15 protein-coding genes and 3 pseudogenes are annotated in these 16,281 nt (G+C 40.8%); 6 read left to right on the plus strand and 12 right to left on the minus strand.

Annotation, left to right across the window (positions count from 1 at the left end; genetic code table 11):
- The first annotated feature begins 268 nt into the window (after positions 1-268).
- Together potD (BTO08_RS05665) and BTO08_RS05670 are read left to right on the plus strand one after the other, a co-directional pair.
- The gene (potD, locus tag BTO08_RS05665) at positions 269-1,324 is read left to right on the plus strand and encodes a spermidine/putrescine ABC transporter substrate-binding protein PotD (protein ID WP_105060246.1); all 1,056 of its coding nucleotides are present in this window, start codon (positions 269-271) and stop codon (positions 1,322-1,324) included.
- Between the two features lie 185 nt (positions 1,325-1,509).
- Positions 1,510-1,956 (plus strand): glycine zipper family protein, encoded by a 447-nt coding sequence (locus BTO08_RS05670; protein WP_105060247.1) that lies wholly within the window; start codon positions 1,510-1,512, stop codon positions 1,954-1,956.
- 66 nt (positions 1,957-2,022) lie between these two features.
- Here the strand turns inward: BTO08_RS05670 and BTO08_RS05675 are convergent.
- Positions 2,023-2,471 (minus strand): annotated as a pseudogene (locus tag BTO08_RS05675) (Sir2 family NAD-dependent protein deacetylase).
- A gap of 31 nt (positions 2,472-2,502) precedes the next feature.
- On the opposite strand from BTO08_RS05675, the pseudogene potD (BTO08_RS22545) reads away from it, so the two are divergent.
- Positions 2,503-2,625 (plus strand): annotated as a pseudogene (gene potD / locus BTO08_RS22545) (spermidine/putrescine ABC transporter substrate-binding protein PotD); the annotation flags it as partial.
- A 138-nt stretch (positions 2,626-2,763) separates the two neighbouring features.
- Complete coding sequence (locus BTO08_RS05685; RefSeq protein WP_105060248.1) at positions 2,764-3,234, plus strand: glycine zipper family protein; 471 nt, start codon at positions 2,764-2,766, stop codon at positions 3,232-3,234.
- 66 nt (positions 3,235-3,300) lie between these two features.
- On the opposite strand, the gene cobB is transcribed toward BTO08_RS05685, so the two are convergent.
- The 10 genes and pseudogenes from cobB to BTO08_RS05735 form a co-directional block, all read right to left on the minus strand.
- On the minus strand, positions 3,301-4,014 hold the full coding sequence (gene cobB, locus BTO08_RS05690) for a Sir2 family NAD+-dependent deacetylase (protein WP_105060249.1): 714 nt from the start codon (positions 4,012-4,014) through the stop codon (positions 3,301-3,303).
- A 549-nt stretch (positions 4,015-4,563) separates the two neighbouring features.
- Positions 4,564-4,657: pseudogene (locus tag BTO08_RS22550) on the minus strand (type IV pilin protein); the annotation flags it as partial.
- A 175-nt stretch (positions 4,658-4,832) separates the two neighbouring features.
- Entirely contained in the window at positions 4,833-5,903 is a 1,071-nt protein-coding gene (locus tag BTO08_RS05700) for a formate dehydrogenase subunit gamma (protein ID WP_045128974.1), read from the minus strand.
- A 95-nt stretch (positions 5,904-5,998) separates the two neighbouring features.
- Positions 5,999-6,616: a formate dehydrogenase FDH3 subunit beta gene (gene fdh3B, locus BTO08_RS05705; protein WP_005367779.1), complete on the minus strand. Its 618-nt coding sequence runs from the start codon at positions 6,614-6,616 to the stop codon at positions 5,999-6,001.
- Between the two features lie 11 nt (positions 6,617-6,627).
- Positions 6,628-9,486, minus strand: coding sequence for a formate dehydrogenase subunit alpha (locus BTO08_RS05710; RefSeq protein WP_105060251.1), 2,859 nt, complete (start codon positions 9,484-9,486; stop codon positions 6,628-6,630).
- A 13-nt stretch (positions 9,487-9,499) separates the two neighbouring features.
- Complete coding sequence (locus BTO08_RS05715; protein WP_005367776.1) at positions 9,500-9,694, minus strand: twin-arginine translocation signal domain-containing protein; 195 nt, start codon at positions 9,692-9,694, stop codon at positions 9,500-9,502.
- 97 nt (positions 9,695-9,791) lie between these two features.
- Positions 9,792-10,409: a TorD/DmsD family molecular chaperone gene (locus BTO08_RS05720; RefSeq protein ID WP_005367775.1), complete on the minus strand. Its 618-nt coding sequence runs from the start codon at positions 10,407-10,409 to the stop codon at positions 9,792-9,794.
- Positions 10,410-10,418: 9 nt separating this feature from the next.
- Positions 10,419-12,074, minus strand: a complete 1,656-nt coding sequence (locus BTO08_RS05725; RefSeq protein WP_105060252.1) for a 4Fe-4S binding protein — start codon at positions 12,072-12,074, stop codon at positions 10,419-10,421.
- A gap of 301 nt (positions 12,075-12,375) precedes the next feature.
- Positions 12,376-13,071: a DUF3306 domain-containing protein gene (locus BTO08_RS05730; protein WP_105060253.1), complete on the minus strand. Its 696-nt coding sequence runs from the start codon at positions 13,069-13,071 to the stop codon at positions 12,376-12,378.
- On the minus strand, positions 13,061-13,555 hold the full coding sequence (locus BTO08_RS05735) for a DUF3305 domain-containing protein (protein ID WP_105060254.1): 495 nt from the start codon (positions 13,553-13,555) through the stop codon (positions 13,061-13,063). The genes BTO08_RS05730 and BTO08_RS05735 overlap by 11 nt, the downstream gene beginning before the upstream one ends.
- Positions 13,556-13,865: 310 nt before the next feature.
- On the opposite strand from BTO08_RS05735, the gene fdhD reads away from it, so the two are divergent.
- Entirely contained in the window at positions 13,866-14,747 is an 882-nt protein-coding gene (fdhD, locus tag BTO08_RS05740; protein ID WP_105060255.1) for a formate dehydrogenase accessory sulfurtransferase FdhD, read from the plus strand.
- Positions 14,747-15,658, plus strand: coding sequence for a helix-turn-helix transcriptional regulator (locus tag BTO08_RS05745; RefSeq protein ID WP_105060256.1), 912 nt, complete (start codon positions 14,747-14,749; stop codon positions 15,656-15,658). The genes fdhD and BTO08_RS05745 overlap by 1 nt, the downstream gene beginning before the upstream one ends.
- Positions 15,659-15,783: 125 nt before the next feature.
- On the opposite strand, the gene BTO08_RS05750 is transcribed toward BTO08_RS05745, so the two are convergent.
- Positions 15,784-16,242 (minus strand): hypothetical protein, encoded by a 459-nt coding sequence (locus BTO08_RS05750; protein ID WP_105060257.1) that lies wholly within the window; start codon positions 16,240-16,242, stop codon positions 15,784-15,786.
- Positions 16,243-16,281 lie beyond the last annotated feature (39 nt).

Here is a 16,281-nt window from a genome sequence, read left to right on the forward strand (position 1 = left end):
TTTGGTATTTATTAACAAACATGGTTAGTTGTGTTCTTTTCTAAGGTTTTACTTATCATGTTTGTTATTAATCAATACGATAGCGGAATTTAACAGACAAATTTCTGTTGTTTTGTGATGCGGTCGACGAATATTCTCTGCTATAATAACTCTGTTTTATGACCAACAACTGTTTATGCATGTCTAATGCGTTGACAACCAATTAGGAGAAGCGGTCAATACCGCTAGAGAACACTCTCGATATCCTGTTTAGTTAGGAGCTAACACAATGAAAAAATGGTCTTTATTAATGGCCGGTGCTGCATGTGCAATGTCAATGTTTTCGAACGTTGCGACTGCTGATGATAACAATAAATCTAATGAGCTGTACTTTTACAACTGGTCTGAATACATCCCATCAGATGTTTTAGAAGAGTTTACAAAAGAAACAGGCATTAAAGTTATTTATTCGACTTACGAGTCGAATGAGACGATGTACGCCAAGCTAAAGACCTACGATAAAGGTTATGACCTTGTCGTTCCTTCTACTTACTACGTAGCAAAAATGCGTAAAGAAGGTATGCTTCAAAAAATCGACCATTCGAAAATTCCAAACTTCGCAGGTCTTGATCCTAACTTTTTAAATAAACCTTTTGATCCTAACAACGACTACTCTATTCCATACATTTGGGGTGCGACTGGTATCGGTGTTAACACTGACATGATCGATAAATCAAAAATCACAAGCTGGGCTGATTTATGGGATCCGAAGTGGCAAGGTCAGTTAATGATGATGGATGATGCGCGTGAAGTGTTCCACGTAGCGCTACGCAAGCTTGGTTATTCTGGTAACACTGAAGATCCTAAGCAAATTAAAGCAGCATATGAAGAGTTGAAGAAACTAATGCCAAACGTATTGGTATTTAACTCAGACTACCCTGCTAACCCATACATGGCTGGTGAAACATCACTTGGTATGCTTTGGAACGGTTCTGCGTACATGGCACGTAAAGATGGCGCACCAATCGATATCGTATGGCCGAAAGAAGGCGCAATCTTCTGGATGGATAACATTTCAGTACCAAAGAATGCAAAGAATGTTGATAACGCGTACAAGATGATCAACTTCCTACTTCGTCCTGATATTGCAGCTAAGATCGCATTACAAATTGGTTACCCAACACCGGTTGCTGCTGCTAAGAAGTTACTTCCAGCAGACTTTGTTAACGATCCAAGCATTTACCCACCACAATCTGTAATGGATGCTGGTGAATGGCAGAACAGCGTTGGTCCTATGACTGAAGTTTACGAAGAGTACTTCCAAAAGCTGAAAGCTGGCGAATAATAGTTACTATTAACTAAATTAAAAAAACCGAGCCTAGTGCTCGGTTTTTTATTATCAATCACTTACGAATTAACATTAATGCGCATTAACCATTCATGAACTGTAACATTTCATTCATACAGTAATGATTCAGTTTACTTATATATTCTATAACAACCATTTCAGATATAAGTTATAAGATTATAATGTCCAAAAAATTAAAAGCGCTAATCCCCGTTTTATTCGTATCAACCCTTTCGGCTTGTAGCGCCCCAATGACCCGTGTCGATAAAGAACTCGTCGTTGACATGAAGGGTGTTGATACTGCTCAATATCAAAAAGATTACGATTACTGCAACCATTTTGCTGATAGTGTTACAACACCTGAAATGACGTCAGCAACAAAAAAGAGAGATGTAGTAATTGGCACTCTAGCAGGTGCAACAGCGTTTGGTGCAGGCGCTTACGATTCGGATAATTACGATACGATAAAACACCCAGGAGCTGTGACTGCATTAGGTGCTGTTGTTGGTGCGGCTGGCGGATACGTAGCGGGCTCTAATGAAGCATCTAAAGATGAAAAACACAAAAAGTCATCCGTGATTCGCCAATGCTTATTACAAAAAGGTTATCACGTTTACGATATATCTTAATTAGTCGATAAAGATATTCACTTTTTGTTCTCATAACAAAAAAGCCTCAAATTTGAGGCTTTCTTATTAAGCAGATAATATTTCTTCTACATAAGCTGGCACTAATTCAGAAGCTTTACCATAGCGTTTCTCTTCAAATTCGTTTTCTACGTTGCTTGGCTCAAGGTTTAATTCAATCGTATGAGCGCCCTGTAAAGCAGCCTCATGTACAAATCCTGCCGCTGGATATACATTGCCAGATGTACCTATAGAAATGAATAAATCAGCCTTCACAATCGCATCATGAATTCTATCCATTCCTATTGGCATCTCACCGAACCATACAATATCTGGACGCATCGGTGCAGGAATTTGACAACAATGACAATGCTCACTGGTCGTTAAATCACCGTGCCATTCAACTGTTTGTCCTGATTCACAGCATCGTGCTTTTAATAGCTCTCCATGCATATGAAGACATTTTTACTCCCAGTTCTCTCATGCAAATTATCAATGTTTTGCGTAACAATGGTCACGTTACCATCTTAATTATTTAGCCGAACAATTTTTGCTAACGATCCAAACATCTACCCACTACAGTCTGTAATGGATGCTGGTGAATGGCAAAACAGTGTTGGTCCTGTGGCTAAAGTGCACGAAGAGTACTTACAAAAGCTTAAATCTGGCGAACAATTATTATCAATCACTACCGAATTCATAACAATTAATACTCATCAATCGTTCTTTGTAACATTTTATTCATACAGGTTGGATTCAGAAGTATACCTATAGGCTATAACAACAGTTTAAGATAACCCTTGTAAGACTATGAGATCCTTTAAATTCAATGTTTTAATCCCTGTTTTATTTGTTTCAACTCTTTCAGCTTGTAGTGCTCCATTGACCCCTGTCGATAAAGAGCTTGTCGTTGACATGAATGGTGTCGATACAGCTCAATATCAAAAAGATTACGATTACTGCAACCGTTTTGCTGATAGTGTTATAACACCTAAAATGACAGCAGCAACACAAAAGAGAAATGTAATAATAGGTACTCTAGCAGGCGCATCAGCGTTTGGTACATCTGATATCGATTCGCGTGATCACTTAACGTATGGTACATCTGATATCGATTCGATTGATCCCGTAACAGAGACTGTAGTAGGTGCTGCTGTTGGTGCAGCTAGCGGGTACATAGTAGGAAATAATGTAGCAGCAAAAGACGAAAAACACAAAAAGTCATCCGTGATTCGCCAATGCTTATTACAAAAAGGTTATCACGTTTACGATATATCTTAATTAGTCGATAAAGATATTCACTTTTTGTTCTCATAACAAAAAAGCCTCAAATTTGAGGCTTTCTTATTAAGCAGATAATATTTCTTCTACATAAGCTGGCACTAATTCAGAAGCTTTACCATAGCGTTTCTCTTCAAATTCGTTTTCTACGTTGCTTGGCTCAAGGTTTAATTCAATCGTATGAGCGCCCTGTAAAGCAGCCTCATGTACAAATCCTGCCGCTGGATATACATTGCCAGATGTACCTATAGAAATGAATAAATCAGCCTTCACAATCGCATCATGAATTCTATCCATTCCTATTGGCATCTCACCGAACCATACAATATCTGGACGCATCGGTGCAGGAATTTGACAACAATGACAATGCTCACTGGTCGTTAAATCACCGTGCCATTCAACTGTTTGTCCTGATTCACAGCATCGTGCTTTTAATAGCTCTCCATGCATATGAATGACATTTTTACTCCCAGCTCTCTCATGCAAATTATCAATGTTTTGCGTAACAATGGTCACGTTACCATCTAATTCTTGTTCAAGCTTAGCAAGTGCAATATGTGCAGCATTTGGGGCTACAGAGCCATTCTCGATCTGAGATCGACGAGCATTATAAAAACGTTGCACAAGCTCAGGGTCACGTAAATATCCTTCTGGTGTTGCAACATCTTCAACACGATGTTCTTCCCATAAGCCATCAGCGGCACGGAAAGTTCGGATGCCCGATTCAGCCGAGATACCTGCACCCGTAAGTACAACGATATTTTTGTAGGGGAAAAGCATATGAACATCCTTTATTTCGGTATTTATAGTGCCTTTATAGCACTGAAATACATAGAATTTAACCCTAACAATCTAGGTTCTTAATTATGCGTGATTTCGCCCTACAAAACCGTGTAATAGAACTATCATTGTCAGTTATAAATCAACAACCTGAATCGATTATTTTAATAATAGGCTCATCACCAGTGTTATTTTCTTTGTAACTTAAATAACAATTGGTTGCTTTGATTTTTTCAACACTATCAGACTCATCTTTCGGCACTTTTTTCATAAATGTCATGACATAAGTCCGATACCCTGGTTGATTTGATATCGAGGTATCTTGATTAGCAGCCCAATTCTCTTTCAGATCAACAATTGTCTTACCAATACCGGCATAATTACCTTTCGGGTAACCATTCCAGATAGCTATCCCCTCTACCTTTTTACTGCCAGTAATATCATTTTCATCGCCTTGCATTACAGCTTTTCCATAGATAATTCGTGATATTTCAGTCATCGAACCTTTAAGCTCATGTAGCTTGGCGCGATACGTATCTGAAGAAATATTGAGGAATTTGGGAGCCGCAGTAACAGCAAGGATACCGAGAATGACGATAACAATAACAAGTTCAATCAGGGTAAATCCTGCTTTATTCCTCATCAATTTATCCTTTTCAATGATCAACTATTGATATGATTGCTAGTAGTATTTTACTTTATTGTTGAAATACTTAACAGGATGAATGAATAGCGATAAGTAACATAAACAAATGAACACGAATTTTAGGTATAAAAAAACCGACACGAATGTCGGTTTTAAAAATCACTAACTATGATTATGCATTAGACGAAGGTTTACTCTTCACTTCATGCTGTTGTGATTCGCTGTATCCTGGTTGGTTTTCTGGTAGATCTTTAACTTCTTCGTACCATTCGCTGTGGTGTTCACGTGCCCACGTTTCATCAACTTCACCAGTTACCATGCCGTCAAGACCCGCTTCCATACCAAATAGACCAATATAAATATGGAAAATGAAACCACAGATCAGAATAAGTGCTGAAATCATGTGAACGAGATTTGATAATTCCATATGACGACGTGTTTGATCGAAAATAGGAAAATCAAGAACAAAGCCACTCACTACAATGAAGACACCAAAAAAGGCTAGTAGCCAGAACAGTGCTTTTTCACCACCGTTTGAGAAGCCAGCTTTAGGGTGTGAGCCTTTATGCTTGCCCACCATACCGCCCATTTTCTTAAACCAATCAATATCAACTTTATTGAAGATACTCTTACGCCACCATTTAACGACAACGAAAAGAAGAATGATTGCAAACAATGGCCCCATATAGTTATGGTATTGTTTCGCTGCGTAAATGATCCAGCCCCACACTTCTGTTGGTACGATAGGTTTAATAAAATGTTTACCGTAAACAAGAGTTAAACCGCTAAAACCTAACGTTAAAAATGTGAATGCTAAACTCCAGTGTAGAGCACGATCCATCCGGCTCCAACGCTGAATTTTACGACCTGTTTTAGGCTTACTTAATTTAAGAGGACCTACAACAAAGTATGCTAGCGTCACCATCACAAGGCTACCAAAAATAGCCATCGCACCAAGTGGTGACATCCACTTTTCTTTTAAGATATACCATGTTTGACCCGGTACACTGATCAACACATCGTGCTCAGGCCAACCTGATGTTGTATACCCTTTTTCGCCATCCTTGACCGCTCGCCAATAATCAGCACCCGCAAAACCTATGACTTCTTTTTTTACCATAGATTCGCCAAGTTGCTCGCTACTGGTTGTTGTAGTGGCTTCATTTGCCATCACTTGGACAGAAAACGCAACCATTAATGCGGTAACGAATACCGTTAACCAGCGTTGAATTCGCTTAGTCATTAAAGCTCCTGCCTGCTCAATTTGAACAGAAATTTTGTTACATCCGAGATCTAATATTTGAGCTCGACACTTATGTTGAGCCCAAATAAAGACAATTACGCTTTACGTACTTTTGCTGCGTCGTACGCTAGATCTTCAGTACTTGCCCAACCTGCATCTTTTGCACCACGAGCAACAACGCGCTTGCTGAAGATTTCAGAAATCTTCTCAGCATCACCTGCAAGTAGTGATTTAGTCGAACACATAGATGCACACATTGGTAACTTACCTTCTGCAATACGGTTTGCGCCGTAAAGTACACGCTCTTTTTCTGAACCAGGTTCAGTATTTGGACCGCCAGAACAGTAAGTACATTTATCCATTTTGCCACGCTCTGCGAACGCTTCCTGTTTAGGGAACTGAGGCGCTCCAAACGGACAAGCAAATAGACAGTAACCACAACCAATACAAAGATCTTTATCGTGCTGAACGATACCGTCTTCTGTTTGACTGAAACAATCTGCTGGACAAACCGCCATACAAGGCGCATCACTACAGTGCATACAAGCAACAGAAATAGATGTTTCACCTGGAAGACCGTCGTTTAGTGTCACAACTCGACGACGTTGAATACCCCAGCCTACTGCTTCTGAGTTAGCATTTTTACAAGCTGTCACACAACCGTTGCATTCAATACAACGCTTAGAGTCACAAAGAAATTTCATACGTGCCATTTGATGACTCCTTACGCTTTAGTGATGTTACAAAGGGTGACTTTTGTTTCTTGCATCTGAGTTACTGGATCGTAACCGTATGTCGTTGCTGTGTTAGCAGCTTCGCCAGAAACATAAGGAGCACAACCTTCTGGGTAGTGACTACGGAGGCTTTCACCTTCGAATTCACCACCGAAGTGGAATGGTAAGAATGCTAAGCCTTCACGAACACGTGGGGTTACCATCGCTTTCACTTTAATACGGCCTTTTTCTGCACCTTCAACCCAAACCATCTCGCCATCTTTAATGCCACGATCGTTTGCATCTTTTAAGTTAAGTTCTACAAACATTTCCTGTTGTAGCTCTGCAAGCCATGGGTTTGAACGCGTTTCTTCACCACCACCTTCGTACTCAACCAGACGACCAGACGTTAGAATAATTGGGTATTCTTTCGACATATCTTTGTCTTGAATTGACTTGTACAGTGTTGGTAAACGGAACAAGTGCGCCTTATCATCCCAAGTTTGGTACTCAGGAAGAAGATCACGACGTGGTGTGTATAGTGGCTCACGGTGAATAGGTACTGCATCTGGGAATGTCCAAACAACAGTACGTGCTTTTGCGTTACCGTAAGGAATACAACCGTGTTTAATCGCTACGCGCTGAATACCACCAGAAAGGTCAGTTTTCCAGTTTTTGCCTTCAGCAGCCACTTTTTCTTCTGCTGTTAGATCGTCCCACCAACCAAGTTGCTTCAGCATCTTAGCGGTAAACTCTGGGTAACCATCTTCTAGCTCACAACCTAATGAGTAGCTATCGTCAGCGAGTAGGCTTACACCATTGTGCTCAACACCGAAACGTGCACGGAAATTACCGCCCCCCTGTGCCACAGTCTTAGATGTATCATAAAGAATGTGTGTACCTGGGTGTTTCATCTCAGGCGTACCCCAACAAGGCCAAGGTAGACCGTAAGTTTCACCGTTCGCTGGGCCACCAATCGCTTCAAGAGAAGTACGGTTGAATGTATGCCAGTTTTGTTGGTGTTCTTTTAGACGCTCAGGGCTTTGACCTGTGTAACCAATCGTCCACATACCTTTGTTGAATTCACGTGTGATGTCTTCAATGTGTGGGCGGTTGTTTTCAACTTTAATGTTCTTAAATAATTGATCCGCAAAACCAAGACGCTTAGAAAGCAGGTACATGATTTCGTGGTCAGGTTTCGCTTCAAATAGCGGTTCAATAACTTGGTCACGCCATTGAATAGAACGGTTAGTTGCCGTTACTGAGCCGTATGTTTCAAACTGCGTAGTCGCTGGGAATAGGTATACATTGTCTGTACGACCATTCATTACAGCAGCAACACCTGGGTATGGGTCAACGATAACCATCATATCCAGTTTTTCCATCGCAGTTTTCATTTCAGGACCACGAGACTGTGAGTTTACAGCGTGACCCCAGTAGAACATGGCGCGGATGTTATCGCGCTGCTCAATCTTATCTTTGTTTTCTAAAACACCATCGATCCAACGAGAAACAGGAATACCTGCACTGTTCATTGGTTTTTTGCCGTTGTAAGTGTTTTGGTCGAAACGACCTTGTAGCCACGAGTAGTCAACATCCCACACTTGTGCCCAGTGTTTCCAAGCACCTTCAGATAGACCGTAGTAACCAGGTAGGTTGTCAGAAAGTACGCCAAAGTCTGTTGCACCCTGTACGTTATCGTGACCACGGAAGATGTTTGCACCGCCACCTGATTTGCCCATGTTGCCAAGTGCAAGTTCAAGAATACAGTAAGCTCGTGTGTTGTTGTTACCTGTCGTATGCTGAGTACCACCCATACACCAAACAACACAGCCAGGACGGTTTTCAGACAGCATTTTGGCTGTTTGGTAAACTTGATCTTCTGGCACACCCGTTACGCGCTCAACTTCTTTTGGATTCCATTTCGCCACTTCTTCGCGAACTTCGTCCATACCGTAAACACGTTGACGGATGAATTCTTTATCTTCCCAGCCATTGTTGAAAATGTGGTATAGCACACCCCAAACAAAAGCAACGTCAGTACCCGGACGTAAAGAAACGTAGTGATCTGCTTTTGCCGCAGTACGTGTACGGCGCGGATCGACAACCACAATCTTACAGCTGTTAGTTTCTTTCGCGATAAGGATATGCTGCATTGCTACTGGGTGAGCTTCAGCTGGGTTTGAACCAATGAATAACATCGACTTACAGTTATGCATATCGTTTAACGAGTTAGTCATTGCACCGTAACCCCAAGTGTTCGCTACACCTGCCACTGTTGTTGAGTGACAAATACGCGCTTGGTGATCTACGTTGTTAGAGCCCCACATAGAAACCATTTTACGGAACATGTAAGCTTGTTCGTTGTTATGCTTCGCAGAACCTAGGAAGTAAACAGAATCTGGACCTGACTCTTCACGGATCTTAAGCACTTGCTGGCTAACTTCATCTAAAGCTTGTTCCCAGCTCAGTTTCTTCCACTTGCCATTAACAAGTTTCATTGGGTATTTTACGCGACGTGCACCGTGACCATGTTCACGAAGTGCTGCGCCTTTCGCACAGTGTCCACCAGCATTAAAAGGGTGATCGAAAGCGGGTTCCTGGTGAGTCCATACACCGTCTTGCGTCTCTGCGTAAATACCACAACCCACTGAACAGTGTGAGCAAATAGTACGTTTAACCACTTTAGGTGCGTCATATACATCTTCAGATGCAGCTTCTGCTTTTTTCATCATACCTGGGGCAAACATGCTTGCCCCAGCAACGCCACCAGCCGCAGCTAGAGATGTATTACGAATAAAAGAACGTCGAGAAATACCCAGTTGGTTTTCTACCTTGCTCACTTTATCGGAACGTTTAGTAAGTTTCATTTAGAGCTCCGCCTTACAAAGTGTTGTAGTAATCACGAATGTGTTGGGTCTCGTGATAACCTTTAGTTGTTTTTGTTTTTTTCTCTTCTGACTTTTCAGCAGCTTGAACTGCTGTTGTCGTTCCAGCAGCAACAGCACCAGCAGCCACAGTTAAGCCAATGTTTTTCAACAATTGACGACGGCTTTCATTGGTTTTTTGCTCACTCATAAAGTTTGCTCCTTTATCGTCACTAAAATAAGTTACGATGGGTTTTTGCCTTAGTTTTATTGCTTTGAATCAAACCGTTGCAAGCAACGTATAGGGATTATTTTGATTCTAAAAAGCGTGTTTTCTCTACAGTTAAAAACTGCAAAGCGAGCTCACCAACAGCGGTATAAAAAACAGCACTGTTAGCAGCTTTAACATCGGTACAGAACTTTTCACACCACTCAGCTAAGTGACGATTAAAGAACGTTTTTTGAAGGTGCTCATCGCCGCCTTCAACTAGCATTGCCATAACTTCAAGCAAAGCCGCAATATGATCTTCCGGTTCTTTCACTGACTCATCACGTTCAAATCCTAATTGCTTAAGATCTCGTCGAAGATAAGCCAGAGGCATTTCCATTAATGAACCTGTTAAATACCATGATCCAAAAGGCACAACTTCACCGCGACCAATACCAATAAAGACATCTTGATATTCTTCTTCAACTGCAAGTGGCATGCTCTTTTGTGCTGCAAGTTTCAGTAAAGGCCAAGCAGCAGACATAGTAGATTGTTGAGGTTTATTCGCCGTATCAACATCTATATCAGCCAAAAAATTCAATACATTTTGATCAGGCGCTTGACGAAATAAATGTGCAAGCATGTTATAAATTTCAATACGAAGTACTGCGTCTTCATTCAATGACGTTTGAGCTGGGCTCATAGCAATTGTTTCCATCTTCGTTCCTTAAACTCGAGCCTGACTTTCTGGATCTTTTTCCATTTGTTCGAAAATATCGCGAACACGACAATCTTCACACATGGATAAACGACGAATAGCATCACCTTGGAAGTGAGAATGTCCTTGAAGTTTTTCAGTTAACATTTTCACCATAGATGCTGGCGCAAATGCATTTCCACAACTGATACAACAAGCAGCAGGCTCTTCATGAACAAGACGTGCTTCTTTACGAGCATGCCAATCCCAATTAAAACGTGGTTCTAATGAAATAACTTTTTCAGGACATGCTTTTTCACACATACCACATTGAACACAATCCTCTTCAATAAATAGAAGTCCTGGACGATCACCAATGGCATGTAAAGCGCGAGTTGGACAAACTGCTACACAACTCATACATAACGTACAATCCGTTGTGTCACATGAAACAGAACCATAAGGCGCTTTTTCTACAACGGAAGATTGTTCTGGTTTTGTACTCGCTTCGGTGTAAAGCATTTCAAGTGAAGAAAATAGTTTTTCACGTTTAGAGCCAGTTAAAGCCTCTGTAACAGGAGAAACTAGTGCATCGTCATAAGAAACAAAGTTTTCAACATCACTAAAATCAAACAGGCAAATACGATCAGCGTCATAACCCATTTCCGTTAAGAAACGTTGAGCCATAGCAAGCTCATTCGATAAAACGCGATCAATCGTGGCAGGAATATATTTTGTGTTAGTCGCAAGAAGAACTTGATGCGCACCATAAACCAATGCACTAAACCATGTATCAACACCAACAGTTGCAAGCTCTTCTAAGGCAATCGCAATAACTGAACTTGGAAACGTTGCTAATGCATCAGTCACCGCTTTTTCATCACGATTACCGTACAAAAGTAATGTTGGTTTCTCACCGCCCTCTTGCTTATAACGAGTAAGAACACGATGAACAAAGTTTTGCGTATTTTGAGGCTCAGGTAATGCGTATGTGATCGCCTCTGTTGGACAAGCTGTAGCACACGTGCCAACACCCTGACAAAGGTAAGGATCAATCGCAATTTCTACCCCATCACTGCTTAGTGCACCAGCAGGACATGCATCTAAACAACGATCACAACCTGAAACACCACGCGATGAATGCGCACAGAGATCAGGATTTAGGCGAAAGTATTTAGGTTTATCAAAAGTCCCCATCATAGCCGGTAAATCGTCCACCAGCTGAGCCAGTTTATCTTTACGACTACCTACCGCGTAATAACCCGGAGCAGGAATTTCTAACGACATAATGCCGTTTTCTGTCATATCTAAGATCAAATCAAAGCAATCACGACCAATAGCCACTTTTGCTAAATTCGCTTTGGTTAATTGACCTGCAACCTGACATGTCACTTCAAACGCGCCAAGGTAACCTTTTGCTGATATGTCTTGGCTAAAGTAAAGATTAGACAAACCTAATTTTTTGCCTGTTGCATCAGTTGACAGCAAAGTTACGCTATTAAGCTCTGAAAACTGTTCAGCAAGTGCAATGATGTTTTCCTGAGTACCCACGATCAATAAATCCCCACGGCTTTCATAAGTAACCGTAGGTGGGATTAAATTTGTTAGCTCTACTGTGCCATTAATTGCAGCAGCACGTGCTTTACCGTTTGTATCAGAAAATGCTTCTAGTGTACTTTTTAACATTCTTATTCCTGTTTGCCCGTCACCGCTAGTCAGTGCCGATTGAAGAAGTAACGAAGTTATGCTTTAAAGTTTTTCTACAATAAAATCTGACTTTCGTTTTTTTGCTTCTTCTTCTCTATATAGAGCAATAACCGATCCAACTTTTCACGGAATAAAATGACTTAAAAGGAACTAAAGTCGGAGGTGGATAATTACACCCACCCGCATTGAGACATTTTGTCCTAGCACAAAAGACCCATCGCGCCAAAATGTCCCAACAATTAATAAGGTTTTAGTTCCCTTTTTGTCTCACTCTATAAATTTAAATGTCTTGTGCTGAATTTTTCTCTGGAGAAACCGTTGTAGGGTTAGTTTCATCCTCAGCACCATTATCCGTAGATGAAGGTATTGTTGACTGGAGAGTATCTTGAGAAGTTAAGGATGTTTGCTCTGTTGCTGTTAGTGCTAATTCAGACTGTTCAGCCTTATTGTCTAACTCAGAGTTGTTCATCGTTTCACTGCTTAAATCTTCAACCATATCAGTTACTTTCTCTACCGCTTGATTTACCCAACCGCGCATTTGAGAAGCAATGGCAGGATCTAACGTTGGGATGTTGCTAAAGTCTTCAGTGCAATCATCCATGTCACTGATATAATTAAATTCTTCTGAATGAAATAACTTACGTAATGCTGCTTTCTTAACTGATTTTTCAACCGATTCTTTCATAAACGATGCAACGCCAGAATCATAAGTCACGGTTGATACATCATCATGCGTCAGTGCAATATCAGGGCGATCATCAGCGACCAAATCAGTTTTATCTAATTGATTATCTAGAGCTTTATCCGTTTCAATAGGTTCAATAACATCTGCATTTAAAGCCGTATTTTCGGTAACAACTACATCTTGTTCAGGGGCCGTTTCAGCACTTTCGAGAGTTAATGTCTCACCTACAGATTCATCTTCTGTCTTGGTTAATTTTCTTTGAGACCAACGTTGAAAAAAATTAGTAGCCACTTGAACGTCCTTTCTGCTTTTTACCTTTACCACCGCCTCGACGTTTACACTCTTCTAATTCACCGTGTCTCCCAAGATACGCTTCCATCCAGACTTGAATAGGTAATGGGATTTGAATGTGAAGTACAACATAATCTCCATCCATATAACGGGCTGCAACCCCTTGAGCTGCCGTCATTAATACAGGTTTGAGTTGTTCATCTTCTTCAGCACAAACAAAAAATAAATGCGGATCTTGTGCGTTTAAGTTAAAGCGATATTCCATACGTTCATCACGAAATAATTCTAGCGGCAGCATGTAATGACCAGCACCGATTTCCGAAAGTGCTACGTTTGAGTCTTCTTCACCATTCAAACAAAGATCTTCAATCGTCCATGCGTATGTCGTCCAACGCCCAACTTGTCTCTCTTCTGCTTGAAGTCGAAAATAAATAGGCCAAATACTTTCATCTTTCTTTATTTCTAGCTTTACTTGTTCTGGCACAATGACTCCTTACATCTTGCTTTTACACACTCGTCTATCGCGGTATGTTGAGAATATTCGTCCGTATTAAGCAAAATTTAGACCAAGTGCGAAATATAAATCAAAACATAGCCAATAATGGCAACCAGTAGCCTCTTTCAATCTGTAAATAGAATTTATGGAACAATATTTGCTTTATGGCGTTAGAGACAAACTTATTTGCCTTAATACATGTCATTTAACGCTACCTATTGAGCTTAGTATCATTGTGTGTATTTTGACGGACTTATTTGAAATCTCGATACGTTTCTTGTAACCACTGGATATCCTAATGAGCCAACTCCCTAAAATTATAAAAACTAAATCCGCCGTTAAGCAGACAATGTCTGTGGAGATCATGGATGAGTACGGTGATCTTCAAACCAAAGAAATTGCGTGTGAGCATCCCCTAACGGTTTATTTAAATTGGATTGAGATCGTTACCCTGATGACTCTAGGTGAACGACCTTCTGCACTTGTGCTCGGTTATCTAAAGAACCAAGGTTTTATTGAAGATATTGATGCCATTGAATCTGTAATTATTGATTGGGATACCAATTCAGCTGCGGTGATCACCCGTGAAAATACCCATGGCTTAGAAAAGAAATTAGAGAAAAAAACCGTTACCTCTGGCTGTGGTCAAGGCACTATGTTTGGTAACGTCATGAAAAAACTAGAAAACGTGACACTACCGCAAGTACAAATAAAGCAATCTATGTTGTATGGGCTTCTTGAAGCGCTAACTCACCACAATGAAACTTACAAAGCTGCAGGTGCCGTTCATGGTTGTGCCGTTTGCCGTAATACAGAGATCTTATCGTTTGTCGAAGATGTAGGTCGCCATAACGCCGTTGATACCCTAGCCGGTGAAATGTGGCTAAAAGGCGAAACTGGCGAAGATAAGATTTTCTACACCACTGGGCGCTTAACCTCAGAGATGGTGATTAAAGTCGCACAGATGGGTATTCCCGTTCTTCTATCCCGCTCTGGTGCAACACAAATGGGTTATGAGTTAGCGCAAAAGCTCGGTATTACTATGATTGCCCGCGCTAAAGGTCATCGTTTCCAAGTTTATAATGGCGGTCAGAATCTTATTCTTGATGTGAAAGGTGCGAATGCCTCTCAGCAATCACATAAAACAGAGCAACCTTCTTCTAATAATGAGCAAAACTAATGGCTGACTTTCCAGAATTCATGAACGCGAAGCTTGTCGCGGAATATTTAGATCTTAATGAGAAGAAAGTCTATGCCCTTGCTAACGATGGCTTACTTCCAGCAACAAAAGTGACAGGTAAATGGTTATTTCCTAAAGCAATGTTGGATAAATGGCTATTAGAATCTTGCCATAACGGCGTGTTAACCGATCGCTTATTAATTGCAGGCTCAGACGATCCACTATTACAAATGGTGGTAGGTAAGATGGCGAACCAATTAGGCAGTACCGCATTAGTTGGTTATACCTCAACGGGCACACGACAAGGCTTAGCCATGTTAAGTAAAGGCCACGTTGATATGTGTGCCATTCACTGGGGAAATGCTGAAGAAGCTAGCCTGCGTCACCCCGCGCTATTACAACAATACCAAGGGCATAAGAACTGGGTATTAGTCCATGCCTTTGAACGTGAACAAGGCTTAGTGGTCAGTAAAGAGTTAGCAGAAGCGGTAAATTCAAAATCTATCCAACTGCCTGAATTGCTGTCTTCTCGCTGGCGCTGGGCACTACGTCAAGAAGGTGCAGGTAGCATGCGTGCGTTAGAAGAGTGGTTACACGGTCACGCTTATAACCTCTCAATGCTTAATCAATCAGATGTGTGTAACAGTGAACGTGAATTAGCTTCATCCATTGCTCGCGGTCAAGCTGATGTGGGTTGTGCTAGCCAAAGTACAGCGGGTGAGTTTGGTTTAGGCTTTATTCCTCTATGTACTGAAGCGTTTGAATTGGTGATCCCAAAAAACATTTACTTCAGAACGCTTCAACAACAATTACTGCAAGCGATTTCAGAGGAAGATGTTCAAGCTCATGGTAAAGAACTCGGTGGTTATAACTTCGCTCGTACAGGAAAACAGGTATGGAGTGCTAACTGAGTCAGTCACCCGCTAATAGCCCATCCTTGAAATAAGATGGATAATAAAAAGCCCTGATAATACATGATGATTATCAGGGCTTTTTTCATTCAGTTTAAAACCGCATTACTATTAGCTTAAGAGAATTAATAAGAGCGAGTAAGCAAACCAATAATAGAAGCGTCTGTTTCACCAAAATACAAGGTCACTGACTTTGTTTCACCTTGCGCAAATTTACCCTTTTGCTCAATTCGTGTCGGTTCAACATAGGTATTATTACTGAAATACGCTTTGATCTGCTTCGGTTTTAGTGCAATACCACCACCGGAATGGTTTGTGATTACCGCTTGGATCATACGCTTTCCACCTTGACTACTATAAATGTCATAAGAGACGATTTCATAGTAACTATAAGCTGGTTTATCTTCATTATGTTTGGGCATAGGTACAGGAATTGAACCAGATACAGTACGAACGTAATGCATTGTATCTTGTGACTTTTCAATACTGTTTTTAATATCATTTAAATCTGAATCGTCTATTTTTGCGTAAGATGATAATGACATCATTGAGACAGAAGCGATAAGTAAGCAACGAGCAAGCATAGTTAGTCCTATTAATCTAATTTTCAAACATCTTAACTA

It is taken from the genome of Photobacterium angustum, from assembly GCF_002954615.1.
Taxonomy (GTDB): domain Bacteria; phylum Pseudomonadota; class Gammaproteobacteria; order Enterobacterales; family Vibrionaceae; genus Photobacterium; species Photobacterium angustum_A.

Excerpts from the sequence above, each read along its gene's own strand:
- potD (WP_105060246.1), top strand. The coding sequence starts at position 269 with ATGAAAAAATGGTCTTTATTAATGGCCGGTGCTGCATGTGCAATGTCA.
- BTO08_RS05670 (WP_105060247.1), top strand. The coding sequence starts at position 1,510 with ATGTCCAAAAAATTAAAAGCGCTAATCCCCGTTTTATTCGTATCAACC.
- BTO08_RS05685 (WP_105060248.1), top strand. The coding sequence starts at position 2,764 with ATGAGATCCTTTAAATTCAATGTTTTAATCCCTGTTTTATTTGTTTCA.
- cobB (WP_105060249.1), bottom strand. The coding sequence starts at position 4,014 with ATGCTTTTCCCCTACAAAAATATCGTTGTACTTACGGGTGCAGGTATC.
- BTO08_RS05700 (WP_045128974.1), bottom strand. The coding sequence starts at position 5,903 with ATGACTAAGCGAATTCAACGCTGGTTAACGGTATTCGTTACCGCATTA.
- fdh3B (WP_005367779.1), bottom strand. The coding sequence starts at position 6,616 with ATGGCACGTATGAAATTTCTTTGTGACTCTAAGCGTTGTATTGAATGC.
- BTO08_RS05710 (WP_105060251.1), bottom strand. The coding sequence starts at position 9,486 with ATGAAACTTACTAAACGTTCCGATAAAGTGAGCAAGGTAGAAAACCAA.
- BTO08_RS05715 (WP_005367776.1), bottom strand. The coding sequence starts at position 9,694 with ATGAGTGAGCAAAAAACCAATGAAAGCCGTCGTCAATTGTTGAAAAAC.
- BTO08_RS05720 (WP_005367775.1), bottom strand. The coding sequence starts at position 10,409 with ATGGAAACAATTGCTATGAGCCCAGCTCAAACGTCATTGAATGAAGAC.
- BTO08_RS05725 (WP_105060252.1), bottom strand. The coding sequence starts at position 12,074 with ATGTTAAAAAGTACACTAGAAGCATTTTCTGATACAAACGGTAAAGCA.
- fdhD (WP_105060255.1), top strand. The coding sequence starts at position 13,866 with ATGAGCCAACTCCCTAAAATTATAAAAACTAAATCCGCCGTTAAGCAG.
- BTO08_RS05745 (WP_105060256.1), top strand. The coding sequence starts at position 14,747 with ATGGCTGACTTTCCAGAATTCATGAACGCGAAGCTTGTCGCGGAATAT.
- BTO08_RS05750 (WP_105060257.1), bottom strand. The coding sequence starts at position 16,242 with ATGCTTGCTCGTTGCTTACTTATCGCTTCTGTCTCAATGATGTCATTA.